Below are 23,842 nucleotides of genomic sequence, written 5' to 3' on the forward strand. Positions count from 1 at the left end.
TACTGACATGTCGAAAATATGAACATGGGCACCCCGGATGAGCATGGCGTTCAGCGTACAAGACCTCGATTACCTCACGGCCCTGGGGCCAGCGGCGCTGAATGACGGCCCCGTTCCAGCCCTGGAGCAGGCGTGGCTGGCGTGCCTGTCGGGTGAGGTCGAGCGCCCGGATGGGGTGCGGCAGGTCATCTGGGATTCATGGCGGCGCAGTGTCGAGGCGGGGCTTGACCCGGCTGACAGCGCGTATCGCTTCGTCGCCGATGAAACCCTGGCCGCCACCCTGGCCGCCCACCGCGTCCTGATCGCCGCCGCCGCGCACGTCATGCACGGCCTGCTGGCCTACAACCCGCGCGGGCATATCAACCTCACCGATGCTCACGGCACCACCTTGTACTTCTGCGGGCTGGATATCACGCCGGTCGGCAGCCGCCTGCTGGAGTCGGTGCAGGGCACCAATTGCACCGGCCTGGCCCTGGCCGAAGACCGCCTGGTGTATGTGCTGGCCGAAGAAAACTTCGCCACGGGCTTGCGCCAACGCCGCATGCACTGCGCCGCCGCGCCGATCAAAAACGCCCAGGGCCAGACCCTGGCGATGCTGACCCTCACCGCCGAGCCTGGCTGGTTTCACTTCCATACCTTGGGCACCGTGCAGGCCGCAGCCGAAGCGGTGTCGCGGCAGATGGCGCTGCACGGTTTGCTGGAAGAGCAGCAAGCCGTGCTCGAAGTGCTCAACGAAGGCCTGGTGGTGCTGGATGAGCGCGGTTGCATCAAAGCGCTCAACCGTTACGCGCGGCAACTGTTCGGCGTGGGCCTGGAGCTGATCGGCAGCCCGTTCCAGTGTTTGGGCCGCAGCGAGTTGAGCGACGTGCTGGCCGAGCCGGTGCGCGACCTCGATTGCACTTTTCACCTGCAGGACCGTAGCCAGCTCGCCTGCCTGGTCTCGGTGTGCCCGCTGGAGCAGGGCGGGGTGATCGTCTCGCTGCGCGAGAACCGGCGTATCCGCGAGATTACCCGGCGCATCATCGGCACCCAGGCCCGCTACACCTTTGAGACCATCCAGGGCAGTTCGCGAGCGATCCAGGACGCCTTGCACCTGGGGCGCATCGCCAGTCGCAGCGATTCCACCACCTTGATCCTCGGCGAAAGCGGCACCGGCAAGGAGCTGTTCGCCCAGGCGATCCATAACGGCAGCGACCGTCATAAAGGCCCATTCGTTGCGGTCAACTGCGGCGCGATCCCACGGGACCTGGTGCAAAGCGAGCTGTTCGGGCATGTGGAAGGCGCGTTCACCGGCGCCACCCGTGGCGGTTCGGCGGGCAAGTTTGAGTTGGCGGATGGCGGCACCATCTTCCTGGATGAGATTGGCGACATGTCCTTCGATGCCCAGGTGAGTTTGTTGCGGGTGTTGCAGGAGGGGGAGGTCACCCGCGTGGGTGCGAAAAACTCGCGACGGGTGGATGTGCGCATCATTGCGGCCACCCATCGCAACCTGAGTCAGGCGGTGGCCGAGGGCGCCTTTCGCGAAGACCTCTACTACCGCCTCAACGTGCTGAACCTCACCGTGCCGCCGCTGCGTATGCGCCGCGAAGACATCCCGTTGCTGGCGCGGCATTTTCTTGCGCGCTTTGCTCGCTCATTGCGCAAATCGGTGCAGGGTTTTGCGCCGCAGGCGCTGGCGCTGCTGTCGGCCTACGGTTGGCCGGGCAATGTGCGCGAATTGGAAAACAGTATCGAACGGGCGACCAACCTGGCCACGGGTGAGTTGATCCAGGTGAGCGACCTGCCACTGGAGACACGCCACCGGGCGCCGGCACGCGCCTATGAGCCGCAGCCCGCGCAAGACCTGAGCAGCCATGAAATGCAGGCGATTGCGGCGGCCTTGCAGAGCACCGGGGGCAATATCCGTTTGGCTGCGCGACAGCTCAATGTGTCGCGGGGCGGGCTGTACAACAAGATGAGCCGTTTGGGCCTGAACGCCGCCGACTTCCGAACAAGCGCCCCAACCCCGTAGGAGCCGGCTTGCCGGCGATGAGGCCCTTGATTTCAATGCATGCCTTGAGGTCGCCATCGCCGGCAAGTCGGCGCCTACAGGGGTTTGAGTTGCTTCCAGTCGATGCCGAAGCGCGCCAGGTATTTGCGCAGGCGGTCTGCGTCGTTCGGCTGGGCCTTGGCTTGGCGCGATACGCCGAACAGGCGGCGGCCGGCGTCGGAGAGGCTGTCGGCCTGCAGGCATACGTCGATTACCGCCTTGAGTTGCAACTGGTCGAACAGGTCCAGGTCGTCTGGCAGAAAGGCCTGCGGTTCGGACAGTCCCCAGGCGTAACGCAGGCGCCGGATCTCTTCTTCGACTTGGGCTTCATCGATGCGCCCGCTGTCGGCCAGGGTGGCCATGCGGGTGATTGACGCCGACAGCTCACGAAAGTTGCCCAGCCACGCCGCTTCGCTGGAGCTGGCGAACGCCAGGTAGCGGCGGCGTGCTTCCAGGTTGAAGCGCACGCGGCGGCCTTGTTCGCGGGCATGGCGTTCCAGCTCGAAGTCGATGTTCGGCTCGATGTCTTCCCGTCGGCCCGCCAGGCCGGGCAGGTCGAATGTCCACAGGTTGATCCGCGCATACAGGTCTTCGCGAAACAGTCCCTCGGCCACGCGCCCGCGCAGGTCGCGGTGGGTGCCGGCGATGATCAGGAAGTCGCTGGCCACTTCGCGGTCGGCACCCATGGGATAGAAGCGTTTTTCTTCGATGGCCTTGAGCAGCATCGCCTGTTCGTCCAGGCCCAGCTCGCCGATTTCATCAAGGAACAACATGCCGCCGTCCGCCGCACGCAGCAGGCCGTCGCGGGCGTTTTGCGCGCCGGTGAAGGCGCCTTTGATATGCCCGAACAACGCCGACATCGCGCCGTCGCCGCGCAGGGTGGCGCAGTTCACTTCGACGAAGCGCCCCTGCACTTGATGGCGGCTGCGCTTGAGCTCAAAGATGCGCCGGGCCAGGAAGGATTTGCCGGCGCCCGTGGGGCCAATCAGCAGCATGGGCGCGGTGGAACGCACGGCCACCCGTTCGATCTGTTCGATGGAGGCATTGAACGCGCTGTTGCGCGTGGCGATCCCGGATTTCAGGAAGGCCAGGCCCTCCAGGCGCTGATGGGCAAAGCGCGAGGCAATGCGGTCGTAGCGCGACAGGTCGAGGTCGATCAGGGTGTGGGTGCCGGTGGCGGGCGCCGTTTCATCCCGGCGGCGCGTGGGGGAGGTCTGGACCAGCCGCGCCGGCAGGTTGCGCGCCTCGGTCAGCAGGAACCAGCAGATTTGCGCCACGTGGGTGCCGGTGGTGATGTGGACCAGGTAGTCCTCGTGCTCGGTGTCGAAGCGGTAGTTGGCGGTGAAGTCGTGCAGGGCGCCGTACACTTCTTCGAAATCCCAGGGGTTGTTCAGCGGCATCGGGTGCAGGCGCACGTCGGTGTGCGGCGAGACTTGCCCGATGTCGGCGCGTATGCGCTCGGCAATGCTGACGTCGCGGGCGTCGATGTCGTGGATCAGTTCCAGGCGATCAATCTGCAGGTCGTCCTGCTGGCACAAGCCAACGCTGGGGCGCCAATGGTTCCAGCGATTGGCGCCCTTGCCGACGCGATCCAGCTTGGAACCGATAAACCCGATGGCGACCGTGCGCTTGTGCTTCATGGATAGACCAAAATATAAGGAACGATAGGTAAGGATATGGATGTGATGAAAGGCCTGTCATGGCTTTTTCGTAGAACTTTCTCGGTTAAATAGAAATATCTATTAAAAACAATTAGTTAAAAATTTTATGTGAACTTTCTGAATATCTGGCATGACCGCTGCTATATCCCAACCAACGCCGCAGTGACGGCTTTCAAGAAAAGAATCGAGATCATGCAAGAGAAGACCTACCAACTGCTGGAAGTGGCCAACGGCAAGCCGATCAAACTCTGGACCCAAGGCGTGCCTGTGGAACCCGAGGCCCGCCAGCAATTGATGAACACCGCCCAGATGCCCTTCATCTTCAAACACCTGGCGGTGATGCCGGATGTGCACCTGGGCAAGGGGTCGACCATTGGCAGTGTGATCCCCACCGTGGGGGCGATCATTCCTGCGGCGGTGGGGGTGGACATCGGTTGCGGCATGATCGCCGCGCGCACCACGTTGATGGCCGGCGACTTGCCCGACAACCTGTTTGGCCTGCGCTGCGCCATCGAGGCCGCCGTGCCCCATGGCCGCACCCGCAGCCGGAAAGGTCGCGACAAAGGTGCCTGGGAAGATGTACCGGCCGAGGCGGATCAGGTGTGGGCGGCGTTGCACCCACGCTTCAAGGCGATCACCGACAAGTACCCGCAATTGGAACGCGCCAACCACCGCCAGCACCTGGGCACGTTGGGTACTGGCAACCACTTTGTCGAGGTATGCCTGGATGAAGCCAACCGTGTCTGGTTCATGTTGCACAGCGGCTCCCGTGGCGTCGGTAACGCGATCGGTAACTTGTTTATCCAGCTGGCCCAGGCCGATATGCGCCAGCATATCGCCAACTTGCCGGACCGCGACTTGGCGTATTTCGAAGAAGGCAGCCAGCACTTCGATGACTACGTAGAAGCCGTGGGCTGGGCCCAGGATTTTGCCCGGCAGAACCGCGAGTTGATGATGCGCGCGGTGGTGCAGGCCACGCGCCAGGTGATCAAGAAGCCGTTTGAAGTGGCCCTGGAAGCCGTGAACTGCCATCACAACTATGTGCAGAAAGAGCGGCATTTTGGCGAAGAGGTGCTGGTCACGCGCAAAGGCGCGGTGTCGGCGAAAAAAGGCGAACTGGGGATTATCCCGGGCTCCATGGGCGCCAAGAGCTTCATCGTGCGCGGCCTGGGTAACGAAGAGTCGTTCTGCTCCTGCAGCCACGGTGCCGGCCGCACCATGAGCCGCACCAAGGCGAAGAACACCTTCACTGTGGCCGATCAGGTGCGTGCGACGGCCCATGTGGAATGCCGCAAGGACGCCGATGTGATTGATGAAATACCGATGGCCTACAAGGACATCGATCAGGTCATGCACGCCCAGCGCGAGCTGGTAGAAGTGCTGCACACCTTGCGCCAAGTGGTGTGTGTCAAAGGATAAGAGGGGAATCAGGATGGAAAGGGAAGAGCGTCACCCACTCTGCGACACCATGCGTGCGCGGGTGTTGCAAGAGCTGGAAAGGATCGAGCGCGAGCGCAATGTCACGGTGTTGTACGCCTGTGAGTCCGGCAGCCGAGCCTGGGGCTTTGCCTCCACCGACAGTGACTACGATGTGCGCTTTGTCTATGTGGAGAAGCCCGACTGGTTCGTGCAGGTGGACACGCCACGGGACGTGATCGAGCGCCCGCTGGATGACGAGCTGGATATCAGCGGTTGGGAACTGCGCAAAACCTTGGGGCTGCTGCGCAAATCCAATCCCACGTTGCTGGAATGGCTGGATTCGCCGCTGGTGTATCGCCAGGACGCTACCGCCACTGCGCAACTGCGTGGGTTGGCCGAGGCGTTCTACAGCCCGCCGGCTGCGCGCAGTCATTACTTGTCGATGGCCAAGAAGAATTTTCGCGGTTACCTGCAAGGCGATTCGGTGCGTTTCAAGAAGTACTTCTACGTGCTGCGCCCGTTACTCGCGGTGCGTTGGATCGACCTGGGCCTGGGCCGCCCGCCGATGACCTTTGCCGACCTCCTGGGGACGGTGGATGACGCGCAACTGTTGGATGAAGTAGCGGCCCTGCTGGTGTTGAAACGCAATGCCGACGAGGCGGCCTACGGGCCACGGCGCCCTGCATTGCATGCCTATATCCAGCGTGAACTGGAACGCCAGGTGCCGTCATTGCCACGCACCCACGCAGACTCACAACAACTGGATGACTATCTGCGCAGCACGGTCAAACACTTTGCATAAGGACATACGAAATGATTGAGCTCGATGGCGCCATGGGCGGTGGGCAGGTATTGCGCAGCGGCTTGAGCCTGGCGATGGTCACCGGGCAGGGCCTGCACATTCGAAACATCCGCGCCAAGCGCAGTCGGCCGGGGTTGATGCGTCAACACCTGACCGCCGTGCTGGCGGCGGCCCAAGTGTGCGGTGCCAAAGTGGAAGGTGCCGAGTTGGGCTCCCAGACGCTGCGCTTTGAACCGGGCGCGATTCAGGGCGGCGAATACCGCTTCAGCATCGGCACTGCCGGCAGTTGCACCCTGGTGCTGCAAACCTTGCTCCCAGCGTTGTTGCGCGCACCGACCGCCAGCCGCGTGACGATTTGCGGTGGCACCCACAACCCATTGGCGCCGCCGGTGGATTTCCTGCAACGGGCCTGGCTGCCGTTGTTGCGCCGCATGGGGGGGCGCATTGAACTGAGCCTGAATCGGTATGGGTTTGCCCCGGCAGGCGGTGGCGAACTGGAGGCCTTTATCCAGCCCTCTGAACTCGCGCCACTGCACCTGATGCAGCGCGGCAAGTTGCTGGAGTCACGCGCCATTGCCCTGAACGCCGGACTGCCCGCCGAGGTCAGCGAGCGTGAACTCAAGCGTGTGGGCCAGCGCCTGGGGTTCGACGACGCGCAACTGCTTTCAGTAGCCATCGACCCGGAACAAGGCCCCGGTAACCTGCTGATGCTGGAGTATGTACACGAACACGTCACCGAGGTGTTCAGCGCCTTCGGCATGCACAGGCTGCGTGCCGAAAAGGTGGCTGACCAGGCCATCGAGCAGGCGCAGGAATGGCGTTGCACGCAGACGGCAGTGGGTGAACATTTGGCCGATCAACTGCTGCTGCCAATGGCAATGGCCGGTGGTGGCAGTTTTACCACGCCGCACATGAGCGACCACTTGCACAGCAATATGCAGGTGATCCAGCGCTTCCTGCCGGTGACGATTGATAGCCATGTGCTGGAAGAGGGCGGGTTGAAAATCGAGTGCCGCGCGCTTTAAAGGTTCTCCGAGGTCACGATCTGCGGCGCAATGTACATCCGGTGCCGCACCGGGTCGAAGGTCTCGGCGGTCTGCAAATCCACCAGCAATTCGATCAGCGCCGTGGCCGTCTGGCGCGGTTGTGAATCCATCACCACATCGATCAGGCCTTGGCGCAACGCCTGGCGTGACAGGTCGGTGGACTCCTGCAGGATGCAGCACAGCGCCGGCCGCTTGGGCAACTGCGCCAGGGCGCTGATGATGCCGTCTCCGCCGCCGCCCACGACGCACAGGCCGCGCAGGTCTGTGTGCCGGGCGATGAGGTCGAGGGTGGCCTCTTCGGTGATGTCGCTGTTGTCCAGGTTGATCAGCGGTTCCAGTGGCTTGAGCCCCGGCGCGTGTTCGGCCAGGTAACTGTGCAAGCCTTCGACCCGCGCCTGGTGGCCGAGGAAGCGATGGCCGCCTAACAGAATCCCCACGCTGCCTTTGCGCGCCCCACAGGTGCGGGCCAGCAACCAGCCCATGGTGCGCCCGACCACATGGTTGTCCTGGCCCACGTAGGGTTCGGCGGCGTGCTCGTGGATATCCGAGAGCAGCGCCACCACCGGCACGCCGGCTTCGCGGATTTGCGCCAATGTGGCGTTGATCAGTGGGTGGGCAAAGCTGACCACGGCGAGGGCGTCGCATTGCACGGCCAGGTGTTCGATCTGGGCGGCGATCACGCTTGGCGTGCGATCCACGATGTACTCGAACTGGCAGCTGAGGTTGGCACCGGCATGACGCTGCGCCGCCTCGCCAATCGCCTGCGCCAGGCTGGCGTAGAACGCCTGGGCGGTGGCCAGCAGCAAGATGCCGAAGCGATACGTGGGGCGACGTTCACGAATGCGCTGGCCGATCAGCCGCGCGGCAAAATAACCCACGGCTTCGGCCGCCTGGAACACCTGTTCGGCAGTCTGCGGGTTGACCGGCGCCCGTGCATTCAACACCCGGTCCACAGTCGCCACGCTGAGCCCCGCATGAGCAGCAACGGTGGCGATGGTCGGGCGTTTACTGTTGTTCATCTGAACCCCCGAAGTTTGTAGTGAGCGGGCTTGCCCCGCGCCGCGTTGTATCAGACAAGTTTGAGGCGCCAGGCATACCAAGGCGCGTGCAAGCACCACGTGATAGAAAACTATCAAGCCCCACCGCGCCTGGATGATAGCTTGATAGGGAATGGATTCAAGGCCTTGAGGGTGAATTACCCGTTCTCTATCGTGGGTTTCGCAAAGCCCCTGAAACCCACGCTTGCGGAGAACAATAACAATGCCTCAACCCACCCGACGCGACTACAGCCTCACCGGCCCCGAAGCGGCCCGCGCGGCCGAAAAAGGCCTGGTGTCAGCGAGCTGGTACCAATCGCCGATTGCCCGTAAACGCATGAAGGAACTGATGCAGCGCCGCGACGGCCCGGCCTTGCGCGACACCGCCCTGTGGGTGGCCACACTGTTCGCCACCGGTTTTGGCGGCTACTGGTTCTGGGGCACCTGGGCCTGCGTGCCGTTCTTCATGGCCTATGGCGTGCTGTACGGCACCGCCTCCAACCCGCGCTGGCACGAGACCGGCCACGGCACGGCGTTCAAGACGCGCTGGATGAACGACGGGCTGTATCAGGTCGCCAGCTTCATGTGCATTTTCGAACCCCATGTGTGGCGCTGGAGCCATGCGCGGCACCACACCGACACCATCGTGGTGGGTCGCGATCCGGAGATCGTCGAACCGCGTCCGCCCAGCTTCCTGATGATGTTCCTGAGCCTGTTCAACCTGCCCCTGGCCTGGAAAACCTTCAGCGGCGTGGCGCGCCATGCCGTCGGCAAGATGAGTGCCCAGGAGGCCGATTTCATCCCTGAATCCGAATGGCCCAAGGTGTTCCGTGCGGCGCGGATCTGGGTGGGTATCTATGCCGTGATCATCGGCGCCGCGCTGTATCTACACAGTTGGCTGCCGCTGATGCTGGTGGGCCTGCCGAGCCTTTACGGTGCCTGGCTCGGCTACCTGTTTGGCCTCACTCAACACGTCGGCCTGGCCGAAGACGTGCTCGACCACCGCAGCAACTGCCGCACGATCTACATGAACCGCGTGCTGCGTTTTATCTACATGGACATGAACTACCACCTCGAACACCACATGTACCCGATGGTGCCGTACCACGCCCTGGCCCAGTTGCACGACGAGATCCGCAACGACTGCCCGCCGCCCTACGCCAACCTGCTGGAGGCCTACAAGGAAATCCTCCCGACCATCTGGCGCCAGCGCCGCGACCCGAATTACTTCATCCAACGCCCGAGCCCTTGTAGTGAGCGAGCTTGTCGAGGCGTCGAACCGTCGCGCTGGGCCGCGCAGCAGCCCCAATAACGCCACCGCGTTTTTCCAGACAAATTCCGACCGTCGATCTTGGGGCCGCTTCGCAGCCCAGCGGGAGCGAGCTCCCTCGCCACAAGGTCAGCCGGTCACCCGGAGACAAATACCATGAACGACCAATGGATCGACGTCTGCGCCGTGGGCGAAATAGACGAAGAAGACGTGCTGCGCTTCGACCACGGGCCGCACACCTACGCGGTTTACCGCTCGGCCGACAATGAATTCTTCGCCACGGCGGGCCTGTGCACCCACGAGAAAATCCACCTCGCCGACGGCCTGGTGATGGACCACATCATCGAGTGCCCCAAGCACAACGGGCGCTTCGATTACCGCACGGGCAAGGCCCTGGGCGCGCCGGTATGCGTCAACCTCAAGACCTATCCGGTGCGGGTCGAAGCGGGGCGAGTGCTGCTCGCTGTCATGGCCTGATAATGAATGCACCCCTGATTATTGTCGGTGCCGGCCATGCCGGTGGCCGTGCGGCGCTGACCCTGCGCGAAGAGGGCTACACCGGGCGCCTGATCCTGATCGGCGATGAAGCGCACGTGCCCTACGAACGACCGCCACTCTCCAAGGGCTTGTTGCAGGGCACCACGGACCTGGCCGGGTGCAGCCTGCTCAACAGCGAGCGACTCGCCGAATTGGGCATCGAGCATCTTGCCGGTCACCCGGTGAGCCGGTTGGAGCCTTCGCAACATCGCCTGCAATTGGCTGACGGCCAGTGGTTGCCTTACGCCGGGCTGTTGCTGGCGACCGGGGGCAGGGCACGGCGTCTGCCCCAGGAACAGGCCAATGTGTTTTACCTGCGCACCCATGATGAAGCCCTGGCCTTACGCAGCGCGCTGAACCCCGGCACGCGGCTGGTGGTGGTCGGTGGCGGCTTTATCGGCCTGGAAGTGGCGGCGACCGCACGTGGGCTTGGCTGTGAAGTCACGGTGCTGGAGGCCGGGCCACGGCTGGCGGGCCGCGTGCTGCCACCCGTTATCTCGCAGGCGCTGTTGGACCTGCATCGCGAACACGGCGTGGACGTGCGATTGAATGTGGCGCTGGAATCCATCCAGGCCGACGGCGTGTTGCTGGTCGACGGGCAACGCTTGCCCTGCGAGCGCGTCGTGGTCGGTATTGGCATGCAGCCGAATATGGAACTGGCCGCCGCCGCAGGGCTGGAGGTGGGGCAGGGTATCCGTGTCGATGACTATCTGCGTACCAGTGCGCCCAACATTTATGCGGCGGGTGATGTGTGTGAGTTTCGCCTGGAGGGCCTCTATCAGCGCCAGGAGACCTGGCGCAACGCCGAGGCTCAGGGGCGGCATGCGGCGTTGAATCTGTTGGGGCGTGAAGTGCCGTTCGAAACGATCCCGGGTTTCTGGTCCGATCAGTACGACTGGGGCTTGCAGACCGTGGGGGTGCTGACGCCGTTGATGATCAGCCGCCCACTGGCGGGAGGCGGCATGCTGCTGTTTTACCTGGATGCCGATCAGCGTTTGCAAGGTGCCTGCGGCTGGGCCCAGGGCAACGGCGTGGCCAAGGACATCAAGCTGTGCGAACGCCTGATCACCGCACGGACTGCCCTCGACGCCGCCACGCTGGCCGATCCCGGGCAGTCCCTCAAACACCTGCTGCGAGGCTGATATGCGCCAATTCCTGGTATTCCAATCCCTATGGGCCATGCAAACCGAACCCGGCCCGCTGGAGGCGCAACTCGACCGCATCAAGGCTGCCGGTTTCGACGGCGTCACCGACCACTACTGGAAGCCCGCCGACGTTGCCCGGCTGCACGCGGCGGCCACGGCCAGGGGCTTGCAGATCGAAGGCCAGCTGTTCCCACAAAGCGTCGACGACCTGGCCGCAGCGTTGGACGTGATCAGCCGCCATGGTTGCCATCACCTCACGCTGCAAGCCGACGTGCGCCCGCGCACCCAAAGCGAAGCCGCGCGCTTGGTGGAAGGCTGGCAGCGATTGGCCGAGCAGGTGGACTTTCCGGTACTGCTGGAAACCCATCGCTATCGCCTGACCAACGACCTGCTGTTCACCCTCGACCTGCTGGCGCAAATGCCCGACTTGAAACTGCTGGCCGACCTGTCCCACTACGTGGTCGGGCGTGAGTTGCCCGAACCTGGCGCGCTTGAAGACGACGAACAGATCCGCACAATCCTGCGCCATAGCTGGGGCTTTCATGGCCGCGTAGCCAGCAGCGAGCAGGTGCAGGTTTCGTTGGAGTTCCCCCAGCACCAGGCCTGGGTGCAGCGGTTTACCGAGTGGTGGCGCTACGGGATCAGCGACTGGCTGGCGCGCCCCGACACGCCGCAGAGCTTGTCCTTCACCTGCGAACTCGGCCCGCCGCCCTATGCGATCACCGGCGCCGATGGCCACGAGATCAGTGATCGCTGGGCCGAAGCCTTGAAACTGCAGGCACTGATTCGCAACCTATGGCACCGCTGCACCGAGACCTCGTAGGAGCCGGCTTGCCGGCGATGGCGCCCGTAAAATCGCCATCGGATCTGCTAATCTGCCCGGGTCTTTAGCCCCCAGCCCGGACTCTCACCATGTCGACATCCTCTGTTCAGCCGCCCCTGGAACCGCAATCCGTCTGCCACCCCATCACCAGCAGCGCCATCTTCATGGTCGCCACCCTTGCCCCCGGCAGTGAAGACACGGTGCGTGGCTGGTGCGCCGACATCGCCGGGCTGGTGCGTTCGGTGGGCAAGCGCGTGCCGGCGGGCAACCTCACGTGTGTGTGCGGGTTCGGTTCGGACGCATGGGACCGCTTGTTCGGCGCGCCACGCCCGGCCGCGCTGCACCCGTTCCGCGAATTCGGTGTGCCAGGGCGCCTGGCGGTGTCGACACCGGGGGATATCCTGCTGCACATCCGCGCCGAGCAGATGGACCTGTGCTTCGAACTGGCCACCCATCTCATGGCGGCCCTGGGCGACGCGGTGAAGGTGGTGGATGAGGTGCAGGGTTTCCGCTACTTCGATATGCGCAGCATCATCGGCTTTGTCGACGGCACCGAAAACCCGGTGGGGCGCAAGGCCGAGGGTTTCACCATCGTGGGGGACGAAGACCGCGAATTCCGCGGCGGCAGCTATGTGCTGGTGCAGAAGTACCTGCACAACATGACGGCCTGGAACGGCCTGACGGTGGAGGCCCAGGAGAAGGTGATCGGGCGCACCAAGTTGTCGGATATCGAATTGGACGAGGAAGCCAAGCCGAGCAACTCCCACAGCGCGCTCACCGTCATCACGGACGAGAACGGTGAAGAAGTGAAGATCCTGCGCGACAACATGCCCTTCGGCCGGCCGGGGGCAGGGGAGTTCGGCACCTATTTCATTGGGTATGCACGTTCGCCGCAGCCGTTGGAATTGATGCTGGAGAACATGTTCGTCGGCCGCCCGGTGGGCAATTACGACCGCTTGCTGGATTTCAGCACGGCAGTCACGGGCGGGTTGTTCTTCGTGCCCTCGGCCGACCTGCTCGAAGAGCTGGCCGACCGCTAACCACAATCCCCTGTAGGAGTCAGCTCAGCAGGCCGGTGCTGACTGCCACAATCAGGAATACCCCGAGCAACGCGCGGTAGATCACGAACGGCCAGGTAGAGAACCGCTCCAGGAACTTCATCAGGCCCCAGATCGCGAAGAACGCCGAGACGCTCGCCACCACCAGCCCGAAGATCAGGTGCGGCCAGGCGTGGGCCGGCATGTCCGCATGCAACAACACCCACAGTTCCTTCAAGCCGGCGAGGGCGATGGCCGGCAGGCCCAGCAGGAAGGAGAAACGCGCGGCTTCTTCACGCTTGAAGTTGAGGAACAGCGCGGCGGTGAGGGTGGAGCCGGAACGCGACACGCCCGGGATCAGCGCGCCAATTTGTGCAATACCCACGATCAACGCATCGCGCAGGCGCATTTCGCTCACCTCGCGGGTGTGGCGTGCGCGCACTTCGGCCACGGCCAGCAACACCGCCATGACCACGCAGGAAATGCCGATCACCATCAACCCGCGCAACGGCGAGTTGCAGGCGTTCAGGGTTGAGGACAGCGCAAGGCCGGCAATCCCGATCGGGATGGTCGCCAGCACAATCGCCACCGCCAGCTTGAACCAGCGGTCGTTGTAGTCGCCCCGGCGCACCGCGCCGATGCTGCCGGTGGTCACCTGGCGCACATCACGCCAGAAGTAACTGACCACCGCCGCCAGCGCCGCCAGCTGCATGGCCGCCGAAAACGCCGAGCCCGGGTCTTGCCAGCCGAGCAGGGCCGGCACCACCCGCATGTGGGCCGTGGACGACACCGGCAACAACTCGGTAATGCCCTGGATCACGCCCAGGATGAAGATCTGCAGGTAATCCAGGGAGGCAAAGCCCACATCCAGGCCGGCGGTACAGACGTTGGTCAAAATACATGTCCTTAAAATGAATAACCATGCAGTGAGCGGGCTCGCCCCGCGCCGCGTCGGTCCAGACACCGCACACTCATGGGAGAAACCCGGAACCTGGTATGGCGCCGCGCGGGGCAAGCCCGCTCACTACAATTTTGGGGAAGTTTATTCTAAATGTTTCAGGATTTTGGACGGGGCCAGGTAAATCCGCAATCGGTTCAGCAAACAGAAAGGTTATGCAATGTATTGGCCTGCGCAGGGCTTTTGTGAACAATGGCGCCCTGCGTTTTTTGACCGAGAGCCCCATGCCTGAAACCACCGTCGAATTGATCCAGACCGGCCCCGACGCCTTGGAGTTGATCCGCAATCTCTACCAGTACTACGCCTATGAGTCCTCCGACTGGGAACAGGAAGATGTCGAGTCCGACGGGCGCTTCTATATCCACGACGAGCACCTGGTGCGCTACTGGGAAGACCCGCAATGGAGCGCCCACCTGCTGCTGGTGGAGGGTTACATCGCCGGCTTCCTGCTGATCGAAGGCAGCGAGTTGCCGGGTGTCGACGCCCTGGAACTGGCCGATCTGTTCATTCTCAAGCGCTACCGGCGCAAAGGCATTGGCCGCGCCATCGCCACCCAAGTGCTGTGCAGCGGCGAGCGCAATTGGCTGGTGCGTTTCTATGACCAGGACGAAGTGTCCCAGGCGTTCTGGCGCACGGTGCTGGACAACCTGCCGCGCCCGGTGCAAGCCCTGGAACTGGACGATGACCCGCAGCTGGTCAATTACCTGATTACGCGGGTGGCGCTGCATTGAGGATTGGCGGGTTCATCTAAAAGAGGCTTCGGCCTCTTTTTTTTGTCTGCGTTTCGGCCCATTCGCTGTAGCTGTCTCTGACTTTAATGTTTTTAAATGCATAAAAAAACATTTACAAGCAGGGTGCATGCTGTGAATATGTCCCGGCGAATTTAAAAAAACAAAAATCATCCGCGGCCATGACCTCGCTCAGGCCATAACAATAACGACCTAACACAGGCTTGAAGCCGGCTCCTGCCCCTGGCCGGTCTTTTCAGCGAAGGAGAACGTCTCCCGTGAATCGCTTACTCAATGGAACGCTATGTGTCACCCTCGCACTGGGCGCCGGCCTCGCGCAGGCCCAGAGCACTTTGCGCGTGGGCTTGAACGCCGATATCCGCAGCACTGAACCGGGCGTCAACCGTGATGAGAACACCGACACGGTGATGCTGCACATCGTCGAGGGCCTCGTGGCTCACCGTGAAGACGCCTCCGTCGGCCCGTTGCTGGCCCGCGAGGTGCTGCGCTCGGACGACGGCATGACCTACACCTTCAAACTGCGTGAAGGCGTGCACTTCCAGAATGGCGCCACCCTGACCGCCCAGGACGTGAAGTGGACCTGGGAGCGTTACCTCAACCCCAAGACCCAATGGCGCTGCCTGGCCGAATTCGATGGTCGTGGCGGGGCGAAGATCACCGGCATCGACACGCCGGACCCACTCACGGTGGTGTTCCACCTTGACCAGCCCAGTGGCTTGTTCCTGGCCTCAATGGCACGCCCCGACTGCGGTGGCAGCGGCATCCTGCACCGCGACTCGCTGTCGGCCGATGGCAGTTGGAAGGCGCCGGTGGGCACTGGCCCGTTCAGCCTCACCGAATGGAAGCCCGGCCAATACGTGGTGTTGTCGCGTTTCAAGGACTACAGCCCGCGTGACGAAGCCGGGCCGGATGGTTTCACCGGCAAGAAGCAGGCGCTGGTGGATGACCTGCGCTTCATGGTGATCCCCGACCCGTCGTCGGCCAAAGCCGCCTTGATGTCCAACAACATCGACCTGCTGCCCAACGTCAGTGCCAGCGATGCCGAGGAGCTGAAAGCCACGCCGGGCGTACAGATTTCGTTCAGCCCGATCATGGCCATCTGTGGCTTGCTGTTCCAGACCAACGACCCGCTGCTCAAGGATGTGCGCATCCGCCGGGCCATTGCTGCGTCCCTTGATTACGGGCAGATGGTCACCGCGTTGTCCAACGGCACCTCCGAGCCGAACAACTCGGCGATCCCGCAGACCAGCCCGTTCTACAGCGCCACCGCCAAACAGGGTTACCACCACGACCCGCAACTGGCCCAGCGCCTGCTCAAAGAGGCCGGCTACAACGGCCAGCCGATCAAGATGATCGTCAACAAGCGTTACTCGCAGATGTTCGACATGGGCCTGCTCAGCCAGGCCATGGCGGTGGCCAGCGGCTTGAACATCCAGATGGAAACCCTGGAGTGGGGCACCCAGCTGGAGCGCTACCAGAGCGGCAACTACCAGATGATGGCGTTTTCTTATTCCTCGCGCCTGGACCCGGCCACCAGCTTCGACTCGCTGATGGGCGACAAGACCAAGGAACCCCGCAAAGTCTGGGACAACCCCCAGGCCCAGGTGGTGCTGCGCGAAGCAGTGCGTGAGAGCGACACGGCCAAGCGTCAGGCGCTGTTCGACCAACTGCACACGATGATGATCCACGACACGCCGATGGTGATCATCTACAACGGCACGGTCGCCGCAGCGCTGCGCGACAGCGTCAAGGGCTTCCACTCGTGGCCGGTGTCATCGCCACGGTTGTGGGGCGTCAGCCTCGCGGCACAGTAACAGGGCCTGAACATGTTGCGTTTTATCCTGCAAAAACTCGGGATGGCGGTGCCTACGCTGTTGCTGATTTCGGTGATGGTGTTCGCGTTGATCCGGCTGATTCCCGGCGACCCGGCACTGCTGATGCTCGGCGATATGGCCGACCCACAAAGCCTGGCGGACATGCGCCACACCCTCGGCCTGGATCACTCGTTGGTGACCCAGTTCCTGATCTGGTTCAAGGCCGTGTTGAGCTTTGACCTGGGCTTTTCCATCAGCACCAAACAGGCGGTGCTGCCGCTGATTCTCGACCGGTTCAGCGTCAGCGCGACCATCGTGCTGGTGGCGGTGCTGCTGGCCACGCTGATTGCGGTGCCGATCGGCCTGATCGCTGCCTGGAAACAGAACAGCGCCCTCGACCTGGGGTTGGTGTCCGTGGCGACCTTGCTGCTGTCGATCCCCAGCTTCTGGCTCGGCCTGTTGTTGCTGCATGCGTTCGGCATCCAGCTAGGCTGGCTGCCAGTGGTGGGCTACGTGAGTTTCGCACAGGCTCCCTGGCAAGCCATGAGCTACATGGTGCTGCCGGTGGTGACCCTGACCCTGGTGGAAGTCGGCGCGATCACCCGCATGGCGCGGGCCAGCACGATCGAAGTGCTGCGCCTGGAATACATTGCCCATGCTCGGGCCAAGGGTCTGTCGGAGCGTGCCGTGCTGTGGAAACACGCCTTGCCCAACGCCTTTGCGCCCACCTGGACCCTGGTGGGGCTGATCCTCGGCAACCTGCTGGGGGGCATTGCGGTGCTGGAAACCGTGTTCACCTTGCCGGGTATCGGCCGGTTGATGGTGGACGCGATTTTCGCCCGCGACTATCCCGTGCTACAGGGCTGCCTGTTGCTGATCACCTTTATCTATGTGCTGGTCAACCTGTGTGTGGATCTGCTCTATCCGCTGTTCGATCCAAGGGTGAAGTTATGAGTTCGACAATTGCCGTGTCGGCGCCGGCCAAGCGCCGCCGCGCCTGGGCACCGGCCAACGCCTTGATCGGCGGCGGGTTACTGGTGGCTCTGGTGGTCCTGGCCTTGATGGGGCTGGTGTGGTCGCCGTTCGACCCGCTGAAGATCGACTTGCTGTCGCGCTTCCAGGCGCCATCGGCCGCCCATTGGCTGGGCACCGATGAGTTCGGTCGCGATGTGTTCAGTCGCTTGTTGATCGGTGCACGCACCAGCCTGTGGGTGAGCCTGCTGACGGTGAGTGTGGCAGTTATCGCCGGCACCTTGATCGGCATGCTCGCCGGTTACCTGCGCGGCTGGACCGACCGCCTGTTGATGATGTTCAACGATGCGCTGCTGGCATTCCCTGGCATCCTCATGGCCCTGGGCATCATGGCGATCATCGGCGCGAGCAAGTACGGCATCGTGTTGGCCCTGGGCATCGCCTACACGCCTTCGGTGGTGCGCGTGGTGCGCGGCACGGTGTTGTCCCTGCGCGAGCTGGAGTACATCGAAGCGTCGCGGGTCATCGGTAATTCCGAGCTGTACACCATGCTGCGGCACATCGCACCGAACTGCCTGGCACCGTTGTGCGTGCTCGCCACCAGCATGTTCGGCTGGGCATTGCTGTCGGAAAGTGCCCTGAGCTTCCTCGGCCTGGGCGTGCCGCCACCGGCCGCGACCTGGGGCAACATGCTCGCCAGCAGCCGTCCCTACATCGCCTCTGCACCCTGGCTGGGCGTATTCCCCGGGCTGTTTATCTGCCTGACGTTGCTGGCGATCAACCTGTTTGGCGATGCACTGCGTGATCGCCTCGACCCACGGATGAGGAAGTGAACATGTCGACCAATCCTGTTTTGCTCAACGTGGAGCACCTGAAGATCCGGGTAGGTGAGCACGGCCCGTTGGCGGTGGATGACTTGAGTTTCAGCATCGCCCCCGGTGAGATCGTGGCGTTGGTGGGCGAGTCTGGCAGTGGCAAGACCATGGCCGCCCGCGCCGCCATCGGCCTGCTGCCGTTGCCGATGCAGGTGTGCGGTGGGCGCCTGGATTTTCAGGGGCGTGACCTGGCCAGTGTGAGCAGCGAAGAGCTGCGCGGCATTCGCGGCGCGAGCATCGGCATGGTGTTCCAGGAGCCCATGGTGTCGCTCAACCCGGCGTTGAAGATCGGCCAGCAGATGAGCGAAGCGCTCAGGCTGCACACCGACCTCGATCCGCCGCAGATTCGCGAACGTTGCCTGACCATGCTGCGGCGTATCGGCATCAAGGCGGCCGAACGTTGCCTGGAGTCTTACCCGCACCAGTTCTCCGGTGGCATGCGCCAGCGCATCATGCTGGCCTCGGTGATGCTGCTGCGCCCGGCGTTGTTGATTGCCGACGAGCCCACTACCGCGCTGGACTGCCTGGCGCAGTTGGACGTGATCGAGTTGATGCTGGAACTGACCCGCGAGCAGGGCACCGCGATCCTGTTTATCAGCCATGATCTGTCCCTGGTCGCTCGTTATGCCCACAAGGTGGTGGTGATGCGCCACGGCAAGGCGGTGGAGCAGGGCAGCATCGACGACATCCTGCTGGCGCCCAGGGCCGACTACACCCGCCAACTGCTGGAAGCCTTGCCCCGGCGTGGCGAGCTGGCAGCGCTGCCGGCGAGCAATGGGCCATTGGTCGAGGTGGACCAGGTGTGCATCGAGCACCCCGGGCCGACCTCGTTCTGGGGCAAGCGCCAGTTCAATCGTGTGGTGCATTCGGCCAGCCTGGTGATCACCCCCGGCGAAACCCTGGCGTTGGTGGGGGGCAGCGGTTCGGGCAAGACCACCCTGGGGCGTTCGCTGGTGGGGTTGATCAAGCCCTGCGCCGGGGCGATCCGCTTCAAGGGCGTGGACATCCTCAAGGCGGCCAACCGTACCCATCGCTTGCAGTGCCAGATGATTTTCCAGGACCCGTATTCGTCCCTGAACCCACGGATGAAAATCGGTGAAATCCTCGCCGAACCGTTGCGTCACGAGCCCGGCCTGAACGCTGCCGAGCGCCGCGAGCGGGTGACGCAGACCCTCAAGGACATCGGCCTGGGCGAGCAGTTTGTCGAGCGCTTCCCCCATCAGCTCTCGGGGGGGCAGCGCCAGCGAGTGGCCATCGGCCGTGCCCTGGTGCGCCACCCGCAACTGGTGATCGCCGACGAGCCGATCTCAGCCTTGGACATGACCATCCAGAAGCAGATCCTCGAGCTGTTCGAGCGTTTGCAGGCCCAGTACGGCTTTGCCTGCCTGTTCATTTCCCATGACCTGGCGGCGGTGGAGCGCATCGCCCATCGGGTGGCGGTGATGCACCAGGGCAATGTGGTGGAAGTGGGTTCGCGCGAGCAGATCTTCGATCACCCGCAGCACCCGTACACCCGGCAGTTGCTGGCCGCCGCCAGCCCGCTGGAACAGTTGCCGGACGGCGGCTACCGAATACGCCCGGCCATTTAAAACCCTGATTTCACTCGGCGCGCAGGCCGTGAAGCCTGCGCGATGGGGAACGTCGTGCCCAGAAAAACAATAAGACCTACTCACTCCCAACGACTGCCAGGAGCCAAGACCATGCATAACAACAACACGCTCAACCTGATCCTGAAGGGCGCCGGCCTCGTGAGCGGGGGCCTGCTGTGCGCCCCCGCCCAGGCGGACTTCATCAAGGACAGCAAGGCGGATCTGGAGCTGAAAAACTACTACTTCAACCGCGATTACCGTGAAGACGCCGGGCAATCCAAGCGCGAGGAATGGGCCCAGGGGTTCATCCTCAACCTCAAGTCGGGGTTCACCGAGGGCACCGTGGGGTTGGGTATCGACGTGGTCGGCATGCTCGGGCTGAAGCTCGACTCCAGCCCGGATCGTTCCGGCTCGGGCCTGTTGTCCCGGGACAACGACGCCACGCCGGGCAAACCGAGCTACGCCAAGCGCGCCCATGACGAATATTCCAAATACGGCGTGACCGGCAAGGTGCGCTTTGCCAAGAGCGAACTGCGCAGCGGCTACCTGCTGCCCGACTTGCCGACCTTGCAGCCCAACACCAGCCGTCTGTTCCCGCAGACCTTTCGCGGTACCCAGGTGACCTCCACCGATATCGCCGGGCTGGCCCTGATCGGCGGGCAGATCGACCAGACCAGGCAGCGCGAGTCCACCGACTACGAAGACATGGCGCTGACCAGCCAGAACGGCGCCTACAAAAGCACGGGCAAGAGTGATCGTTTCCGCTTTGCCGGTGGCGATTACAAGCTCACCCCGGGGATGACTCTCAGCTACCACTTTGCGCAGTTGGAAGACATCTACCAGCAGCACTTCGTGGGCGTGAAAAACAGCTTTGCCCTGGGCGGCGGCACGCTCAAGACCGATATCCGCTACTTCGACGCCGACAAGTCCGGCGCCGGCCTGGCCGGCAAGGTGGACAACCGTGCGCTGAGTACGCGGGCGATGTTCAGCTACAAGGGCCACAGCTTCGGCGGCGGCTATCAGGAACAGTACGGGGAGACGCCGTTCACCTACGTGGACGGCACCAACACCTACCTGTTTTCCGAGTACCAGTTGAGCAACTTTTCCCAGACCAACGAGCGGGTCTGGCATGCGCGCTATGACTTCGACTTTGCGGCACTCGGGATGCCCGGGCTGACGTTTTCCACGCGGTGGGCCAAGGGCGATCAGGCCGAGGTGAAGGGGTTTGCGGGGGAGGGACGTGAGTGGGAGCGGGATATCGACCTGGGCTATGTGTTTCAGTCCGGAGCGCTCAAGGGGGTGTCGCTGCGCTGGCGCAACGGGTTGAGCAAGGCCAACTATTTCCGGGACATGAATGAGAACCGGGTGATTGTTGGCTACACCGTGGCGCTCTGGTAATGACGACGGGCGGGATGTGGTGTGCTCGGTCCAAATGTAGGAGCTGGCTTGCCTGCGATAACGGTCTCTCGGTGTGCGTATCCGTTGCTGCAGTCAAACCTGCGTTCGGCCAGCGTGCTCGGTCTCCCCGCACGGCGGCAAGGTCATTAGCCCTTGTTCCTGGCCACCCGCAACTTGCTCGCCACATCCAAATGCCGGTGCAACAACGTCGACGCCCACTCGTTATCCCCTTGCTCCAGCGCATCCAGGATTGCCAGGTGCTCGCAGCACGACACCTTGACCCGCTCCGGGTTGTTGACGGTGTGGAACTCGGTCAGGCGGCGCAGGCGGTTCTGTTGCTGGATGGCTTGCAGGAGGTAGCCATTGCCCGATGCCGCCGCCAGCAGTTCATGGAACTCGGCGTTGTACTCGATGAAGCGTTGCCCATCGACCTTGCCTTCGAGCAGTTCCATCTGGCGTTCGCGGCAGCGGCGAAATTGTTCGGGGTTGATCTTGAAGGTCGGCTCCATCAACCCCGCAGGCTCCAGCAGCATGCGAAAGCGGTAGCTCTCGAAACGGGTCTGCGGGCTGTTCAGGGTCGGCAGGAACTGCCAGCCGTGGCCATGTTTGCGTTGCATCACGCCTTCGTCCGACAGGCGCAGCAGGCAGCGGCGCAACACGCTTTTGCCGACGCCGTAGCGGCGCAGCAGGTCGCTTTCGGAAATCTGATCGGGCAGTACCTGGTTCAGCCGGTCGTCAATCAGCCGTGTGTACAGCTCGTCCTCTTCGTTATGCAACTGCGTGAACTGTTGCACCAGGCCATCGGCCGCTTCCAGCGGCACGCGATAGCCCTGCTGGGGCAGCGGCTCGATGGCCTTCTGTTCGGCCAGGTACACCAGCGCGCTGCGGATCGGCGAGCGCGATACGCCCAGGCGCTGGGCCAGCTCCACTTCCTTGAGGTGCAAACCGGGTTGCAAGTCACCGCTGGTGATGGCGGCGAGGATCTGACCGGCGACTTTGGTCTGCAGCGAAGTGAGTGGGGACATGGCGCGTGATCGTTCCTGTGACAGGGAGGGCAAGGATACCCGGAAATTCTGAATTATAGAGGGCTCAAATACATCTGGGCCGCTGTGAATAAATCTTTATCTGCATTATTTGAAATATAAAAACATTTTCGAGGATCCATCATGACCTACATCCCGCTGCCAAGGGCCTTGCCCGCCGACCGTGGCGTCGATCCCGCCGGTGTTGTCGACTTCCTCCAGGCCGTCGCCGATATCGGCCTTGAACTGCACAGTTTCCTGCTGTATCGCCAGGGCGCCGTGGTGGTCGAGGCCTATTGGCAGCCCTATTCGGCCCACCGCATGCACGTGCAGCATTCGGCAACCAAGAGTTGGACCGCCACCGCCATCGGCCTGTTGATCGACGACGGTCGCCTGAGCCTGGATGCCAAGGTGGTCAGCTTCTTCCCCGAACTCTGCCCGCAGCCCATCAGCGCCAACCTTGCGGCAATGACCGTGGAAGACCTGCTGACTATGCGCACCGGTCACTCTCGCGGAATCTCCGGCGGCGACTGGCGCAACCTGCAGAGCAGTTGGGTCGAGGCATTCCTCAATGAGCCGGTGGATGAGCCACCGGGTCAGTCATTCATCTACAGCAGCGCGTCGAGTTTCATGTTGTCGGCCATCGTGACCCAAGTCACCGGGCAAACGATGCAGGCGCTGTTGCAGGAGCGCGTGCTCGATGACTTGGGGCTTGACCACCTGGAGTGGGACCTGGCCCCGGGTGGTTTCAACTCGGGGGGCAATGGCCTGAGCTGCACCAGTGAAGACTCGCTGAAATTCGGCGTGCTGCACCTCAACCGGGGCCAGTGGCAGGGGCGCCAGCTGTTATCGCCACACTGGGTGGCCGATGCCACGCGTAACCAGGTGGAAGACGTGTGGATGGGCGAGTTCGACGGCAAGCAATACCTGCCGCGTGACAAGAACAAGGCCAATGAGGCCCAGCGCGAAGGCTACGGCTACCAGTGGTGGATGACCGAGCACGGCGGCTATTACGCCTCGGGCGTGTTTGGCCAGCACTGCATGGTACTGCCGGACCAGGACACGGTGATTGTCTTCACCAGTGGCCTGCGCCTGGGGGAGAAACGCTTGCATGCGGCGCTGTGGCAGCACCTGTTCCCGGCGTTGGGCCGCACGGCCATTGATGCCCAGGCCAGCCAGGCACAACTGGAGGCGCTGATCGACGGCCTGCGTTTGCCGAGCTTGCAGGGTTTGAAAACTTCGCCGGCCAGCCAGGGCTTGCAAGGCCGTTTCGCCATGGAGCCAAACGAAGACGGCGTGCGCGAAATCGCCTTTGATTTCCAGGGCGATCACTGCGATTTCACCCTGGTGGATCATCGCGGCACTCACCACGTGCGCGCCGGTTTCCAGCAGCCGCTGGAGACGCTCACCAGCCTTACCGGTAACTACCTGCACCACCAATACCAGCCGGAACAGACCCCGGTGATCGCCCAGGCACGCTGGTCCACCGAGGGGGCGCTGATCATGGATTGGCGCTTTGTCGAAACGGCCTTCGGTGACCATGTCAGCTGCCGTCTGCAGGACGGTCGCCTGCGCTTCGACCGTGGCGTCAACACCAACGCCGGCAGCTTGCAACGTCCGACCCTGAGCGGGTCGCGCATCCAGCTTTAAGGAGTACAC

General features: G+C 63.1%; 20 protein-coding genes. 16 read left to right on the forward strand and 4 right to left on the reverse strand.

What is annotated here, in order from left to right:
• Positions 1–37: 37 nt before the first annotated feature.
• A complete protein-coding gene (locus HX803_RS06460; RefSeq protein WP_178919678.1) occupies positions 38–2,011 on the forward strand; it encodes a sigma-54-dependent Fis family transcriptional regulator in 1,974 nt (657 codons plus the stop codon).
• A 74-nt stretch (positions 2,012–2,085) separates the two neighbouring features.
• Here HX803_RS06460 and rtcR read toward each other — a convergent pair whose 3' ends face one another.
• Positions 2,086–3,669 (reverse strand): RNA repair transcriptional activator RtcR, encoded by a 1,584-nt coding sequence (gene rtcR / locus HX803_RS06465; RefSeq protein ID WP_178919679.1) that lies wholly within the window; start codon positions 3,667–3,669, stop codon positions 2,086–2,088.
• A 213-nt stretch (positions 3,670–3,882) separates the two neighbouring features.
• Between rtcR and HX803_RS06470 the strand changes: the two genes are divergently transcribed.
• From HX803_RS06470 to rtcA, 3 genes are read left to right on the forward strand one after another with little or no spacing between them, the layout of a single operon-like run.
• On the forward strand, positions 3,883–5,109 hold the full coding sequence (locus HX803_RS06470) for an RtcB family protein (RefSeq protein ID WP_176997681.1): 1,227 nt from the start codon (positions 3,883–3,885) through the stop codon (positions 5,107–5,109).
• Between the two features lie 13 nt (positions 5,110–5,122).
• Complete coding sequence (locus HX803_RS06475) at positions 5,123–5,911, forward strand: nucleotidyltransferase domain-containing protein (RefSeq protein ID WP_178919680.1); 789 nt, start codon at positions 5,123–5,125, stop codon at positions 5,909–5,911.
• 11 nt (positions 5,912–5,922) lie between these two features.
• Positions 5,923–6,936 (forward strand): RNA 3'-terminal phosphate cyclase, encoded by a 1,014-nt coding sequence (gene rtcA, locus HX803_RS06480; protein ID WP_178919681.1) that lies wholly within the window; start codon positions 5,923–5,925, stop codon positions 6,934–6,936.
• On the opposite strand, the gene HX803_RS06485 is transcribed toward rtcA, so the two are convergent.
• Positions 6,933–7,976 carry a LacI family DNA-binding transcriptional regulator gene (locus HX803_RS06485; protein WP_178919682.1) on the reverse strand — a complete coding sequence of 348 codons (1,044 nt, stop codon included), beginning with the start codon at positions 7,974–7,976 and terminating at the stop codon, positions 6,933–6,935. The two genes, rtcA and HX803_RS06485, sit on opposite strands and share 4 nt — an antisense overlap.
• A gap of 241 nt (positions 7,977–8,217) precedes the next feature.
• Here HX803_RS06485 and HX803_RS06490 point away from each other — a divergent pair, with 241 nt between their 5' ends.
• From HX803_RS06490 to HX803_RS06510, 5 genes are all read left to right on the forward strand, one after another.
• Positions 8,218–9,306: a fatty acid desaturase family protein gene (locus tag HX803_RS06490; protein WP_178919683.1), complete on the forward strand. Its 1,089-nt coding sequence runs from the start codon at positions 8,218–8,220 to the stop codon at positions 9,304–9,306.
• Positions 9,307–9,420: 114 nt separating this feature from the next.
• On the forward strand, positions 9,421–9,741 hold the full coding sequence (locus HX803_RS06495; RefSeq protein ID WP_178919684.1) for a MocE family 2Fe-2S type ferredoxin: 321 nt from the start codon (positions 9,421–9,423) through the stop codon (positions 9,739–9,741).
• A gap of 2 nt (positions 9,742–9,743) precedes the next feature.
• A complete protein-coding gene (locus HX803_RS06500) occupies positions 9,744–10,943 on the forward strand; it encodes an NAD(P)/FAD-dependent oxidoreductase (protein ID WP_178919685.1) in 1,200 nt (399 codons plus the stop codon).
• A 1-nt stretch (position 10,944) separates the two neighbouring features.
• A complete protein-coding gene (locus HX803_RS06505; protein WP_178919686.1) occupies positions 10,945–11,769 on the forward strand; it encodes a sugar phosphate isomerase/epimerase in 825 nt (274 codons plus the stop codon).
• Between the two features lie 89 nt (positions 11,770–11,858).
• Positions 11,859–12,809 (forward strand): Dyp-type peroxidase, encoded by a 951-nt coding sequence (locus tag HX803_RS06510; RefSeq protein WP_178919687.1) that lies wholly within the window; start codon positions 11,859–11,861, stop codon positions 12,807–12,809.
• Positions 12,810–12,828: 19 nt separating this feature from the next.
• Here HX803_RS06510 and HX803_RS06515 read toward each other — a convergent pair whose 3' ends face one another.
• Complete coding sequence (locus HX803_RS06515) at positions 12,829–13,701, reverse strand: undecaprenyl-diphosphate phosphatase (protein WP_178919688.1); 873 nt, start codon at positions 13,699–13,701, stop codon at positions 12,829–12,831.
• 287 nt (positions 13,702–13,988) lie between these two features.
• Between HX803_RS06515 and HX803_RS06520 the strand changes: the two genes are divergently transcribed.
• From HX803_RS06520 to HX803_RS06545, 6 genes are all read left to right on the forward strand, one after another.
• Positions 13,989–14,495 carry a GNAT family N-acetyltransferase gene (locus HX803_RS06520; protein WP_178919689.1) on the forward strand — a complete coding sequence of 169 codons (507 nt, stop codon included), beginning with the start codon at positions 13,989–13,991 and terminating at the stop codon, positions 14,493–14,495.
• Between the two features lie 275 nt (positions 14,496–14,770).
• Positions 14,771–16,327, forward strand: a complete 1,557-nt coding sequence (locus HX803_RS06525; protein ID WP_178919690.1) for an ABC transporter substrate-binding protein — start codon at positions 14,771–14,773, stop codon at positions 16,325–16,327.
• A 12-nt stretch (positions 16,328–16,339) separates the two neighbouring features.
• Positions 16,340–17,281, forward strand: coding sequence for an ABC transporter permease (locus HX803_RS06530; RefSeq protein ID WP_178919691.1), 942 nt, complete (start codon positions 16,340–16,342; stop codon positions 17,279–17,281).
• Positions 17,278–18,132 (forward strand): ABC transporter permease, encoded by an 855-nt coding sequence (locus HX803_RS06535; protein ID WP_178919692.1) that lies wholly within the window; start codon positions 17,278–17,280, stop codon positions 18,130–18,132. The genes HX803_RS06530 and HX803_RS06535 overlap by 4 nt, the downstream gene beginning before the upstream one ends.
• A gap of 2 nt (positions 18,133–18,134) precedes the next feature.
• Positions 18,135–19,763, forward strand: a complete 1,629-nt coding sequence (locus HX803_RS06540; RefSeq protein ID WP_178919693.1) for an ABC transporter ATP-binding protein — start codon at positions 18,135–18,137, stop codon at positions 19,761–19,763.
• A gap of 111 nt (positions 19,764–19,874) precedes the next feature.
• A complete protein-coding gene (locus HX803_RS06545; RefSeq protein WP_178919694.1) occupies positions 19,875–21,161 on the forward strand; it encodes an OprD family porin in 1,287 nt (428 codons plus the stop codon).
• Between the two features lie 146 nt (positions 21,162–21,307).
• Here the strand turns inward: HX803_RS06545 and HX803_RS06550 are convergent, their stop codons facing one another.
• The gene (locus HX803_RS06550) at positions 21,308–22,186 is read right to left on the reverse strand and encodes an FCD domain-containing protein (RefSeq protein WP_178919695.1); all 879 of its coding nucleotides are present in this window, start codon (positions 22,184–22,186) and stop codon (positions 21,308–21,310) included.
• Between the two features lie 141 nt (positions 22,187–22,327).
• Here HX803_RS06550 and HX803_RS06555 point away from each other — a divergent pair, with 141 nt between their 5' ends.
• Complete coding sequence (locus HX803_RS06555; RefSeq protein WP_178919696.1) at positions 22,328–23,833, forward strand: serine hydrolase; 1,506 nt, start codon at positions 22,328–22,330, stop codon at positions 23,831–23,833.
• Positions 23,834–23,842: the final 9 nt, after the last annotated feature.

It is taken from the genome of Pseudomonas sp. P7548 (assembly GCF_013386585.1).
Lineage (GTDB): Bacteria > Pseudomonadota > Gammaproteobacteria > Pseudomonadales > Pseudomonadaceae > Aquipseudomonas.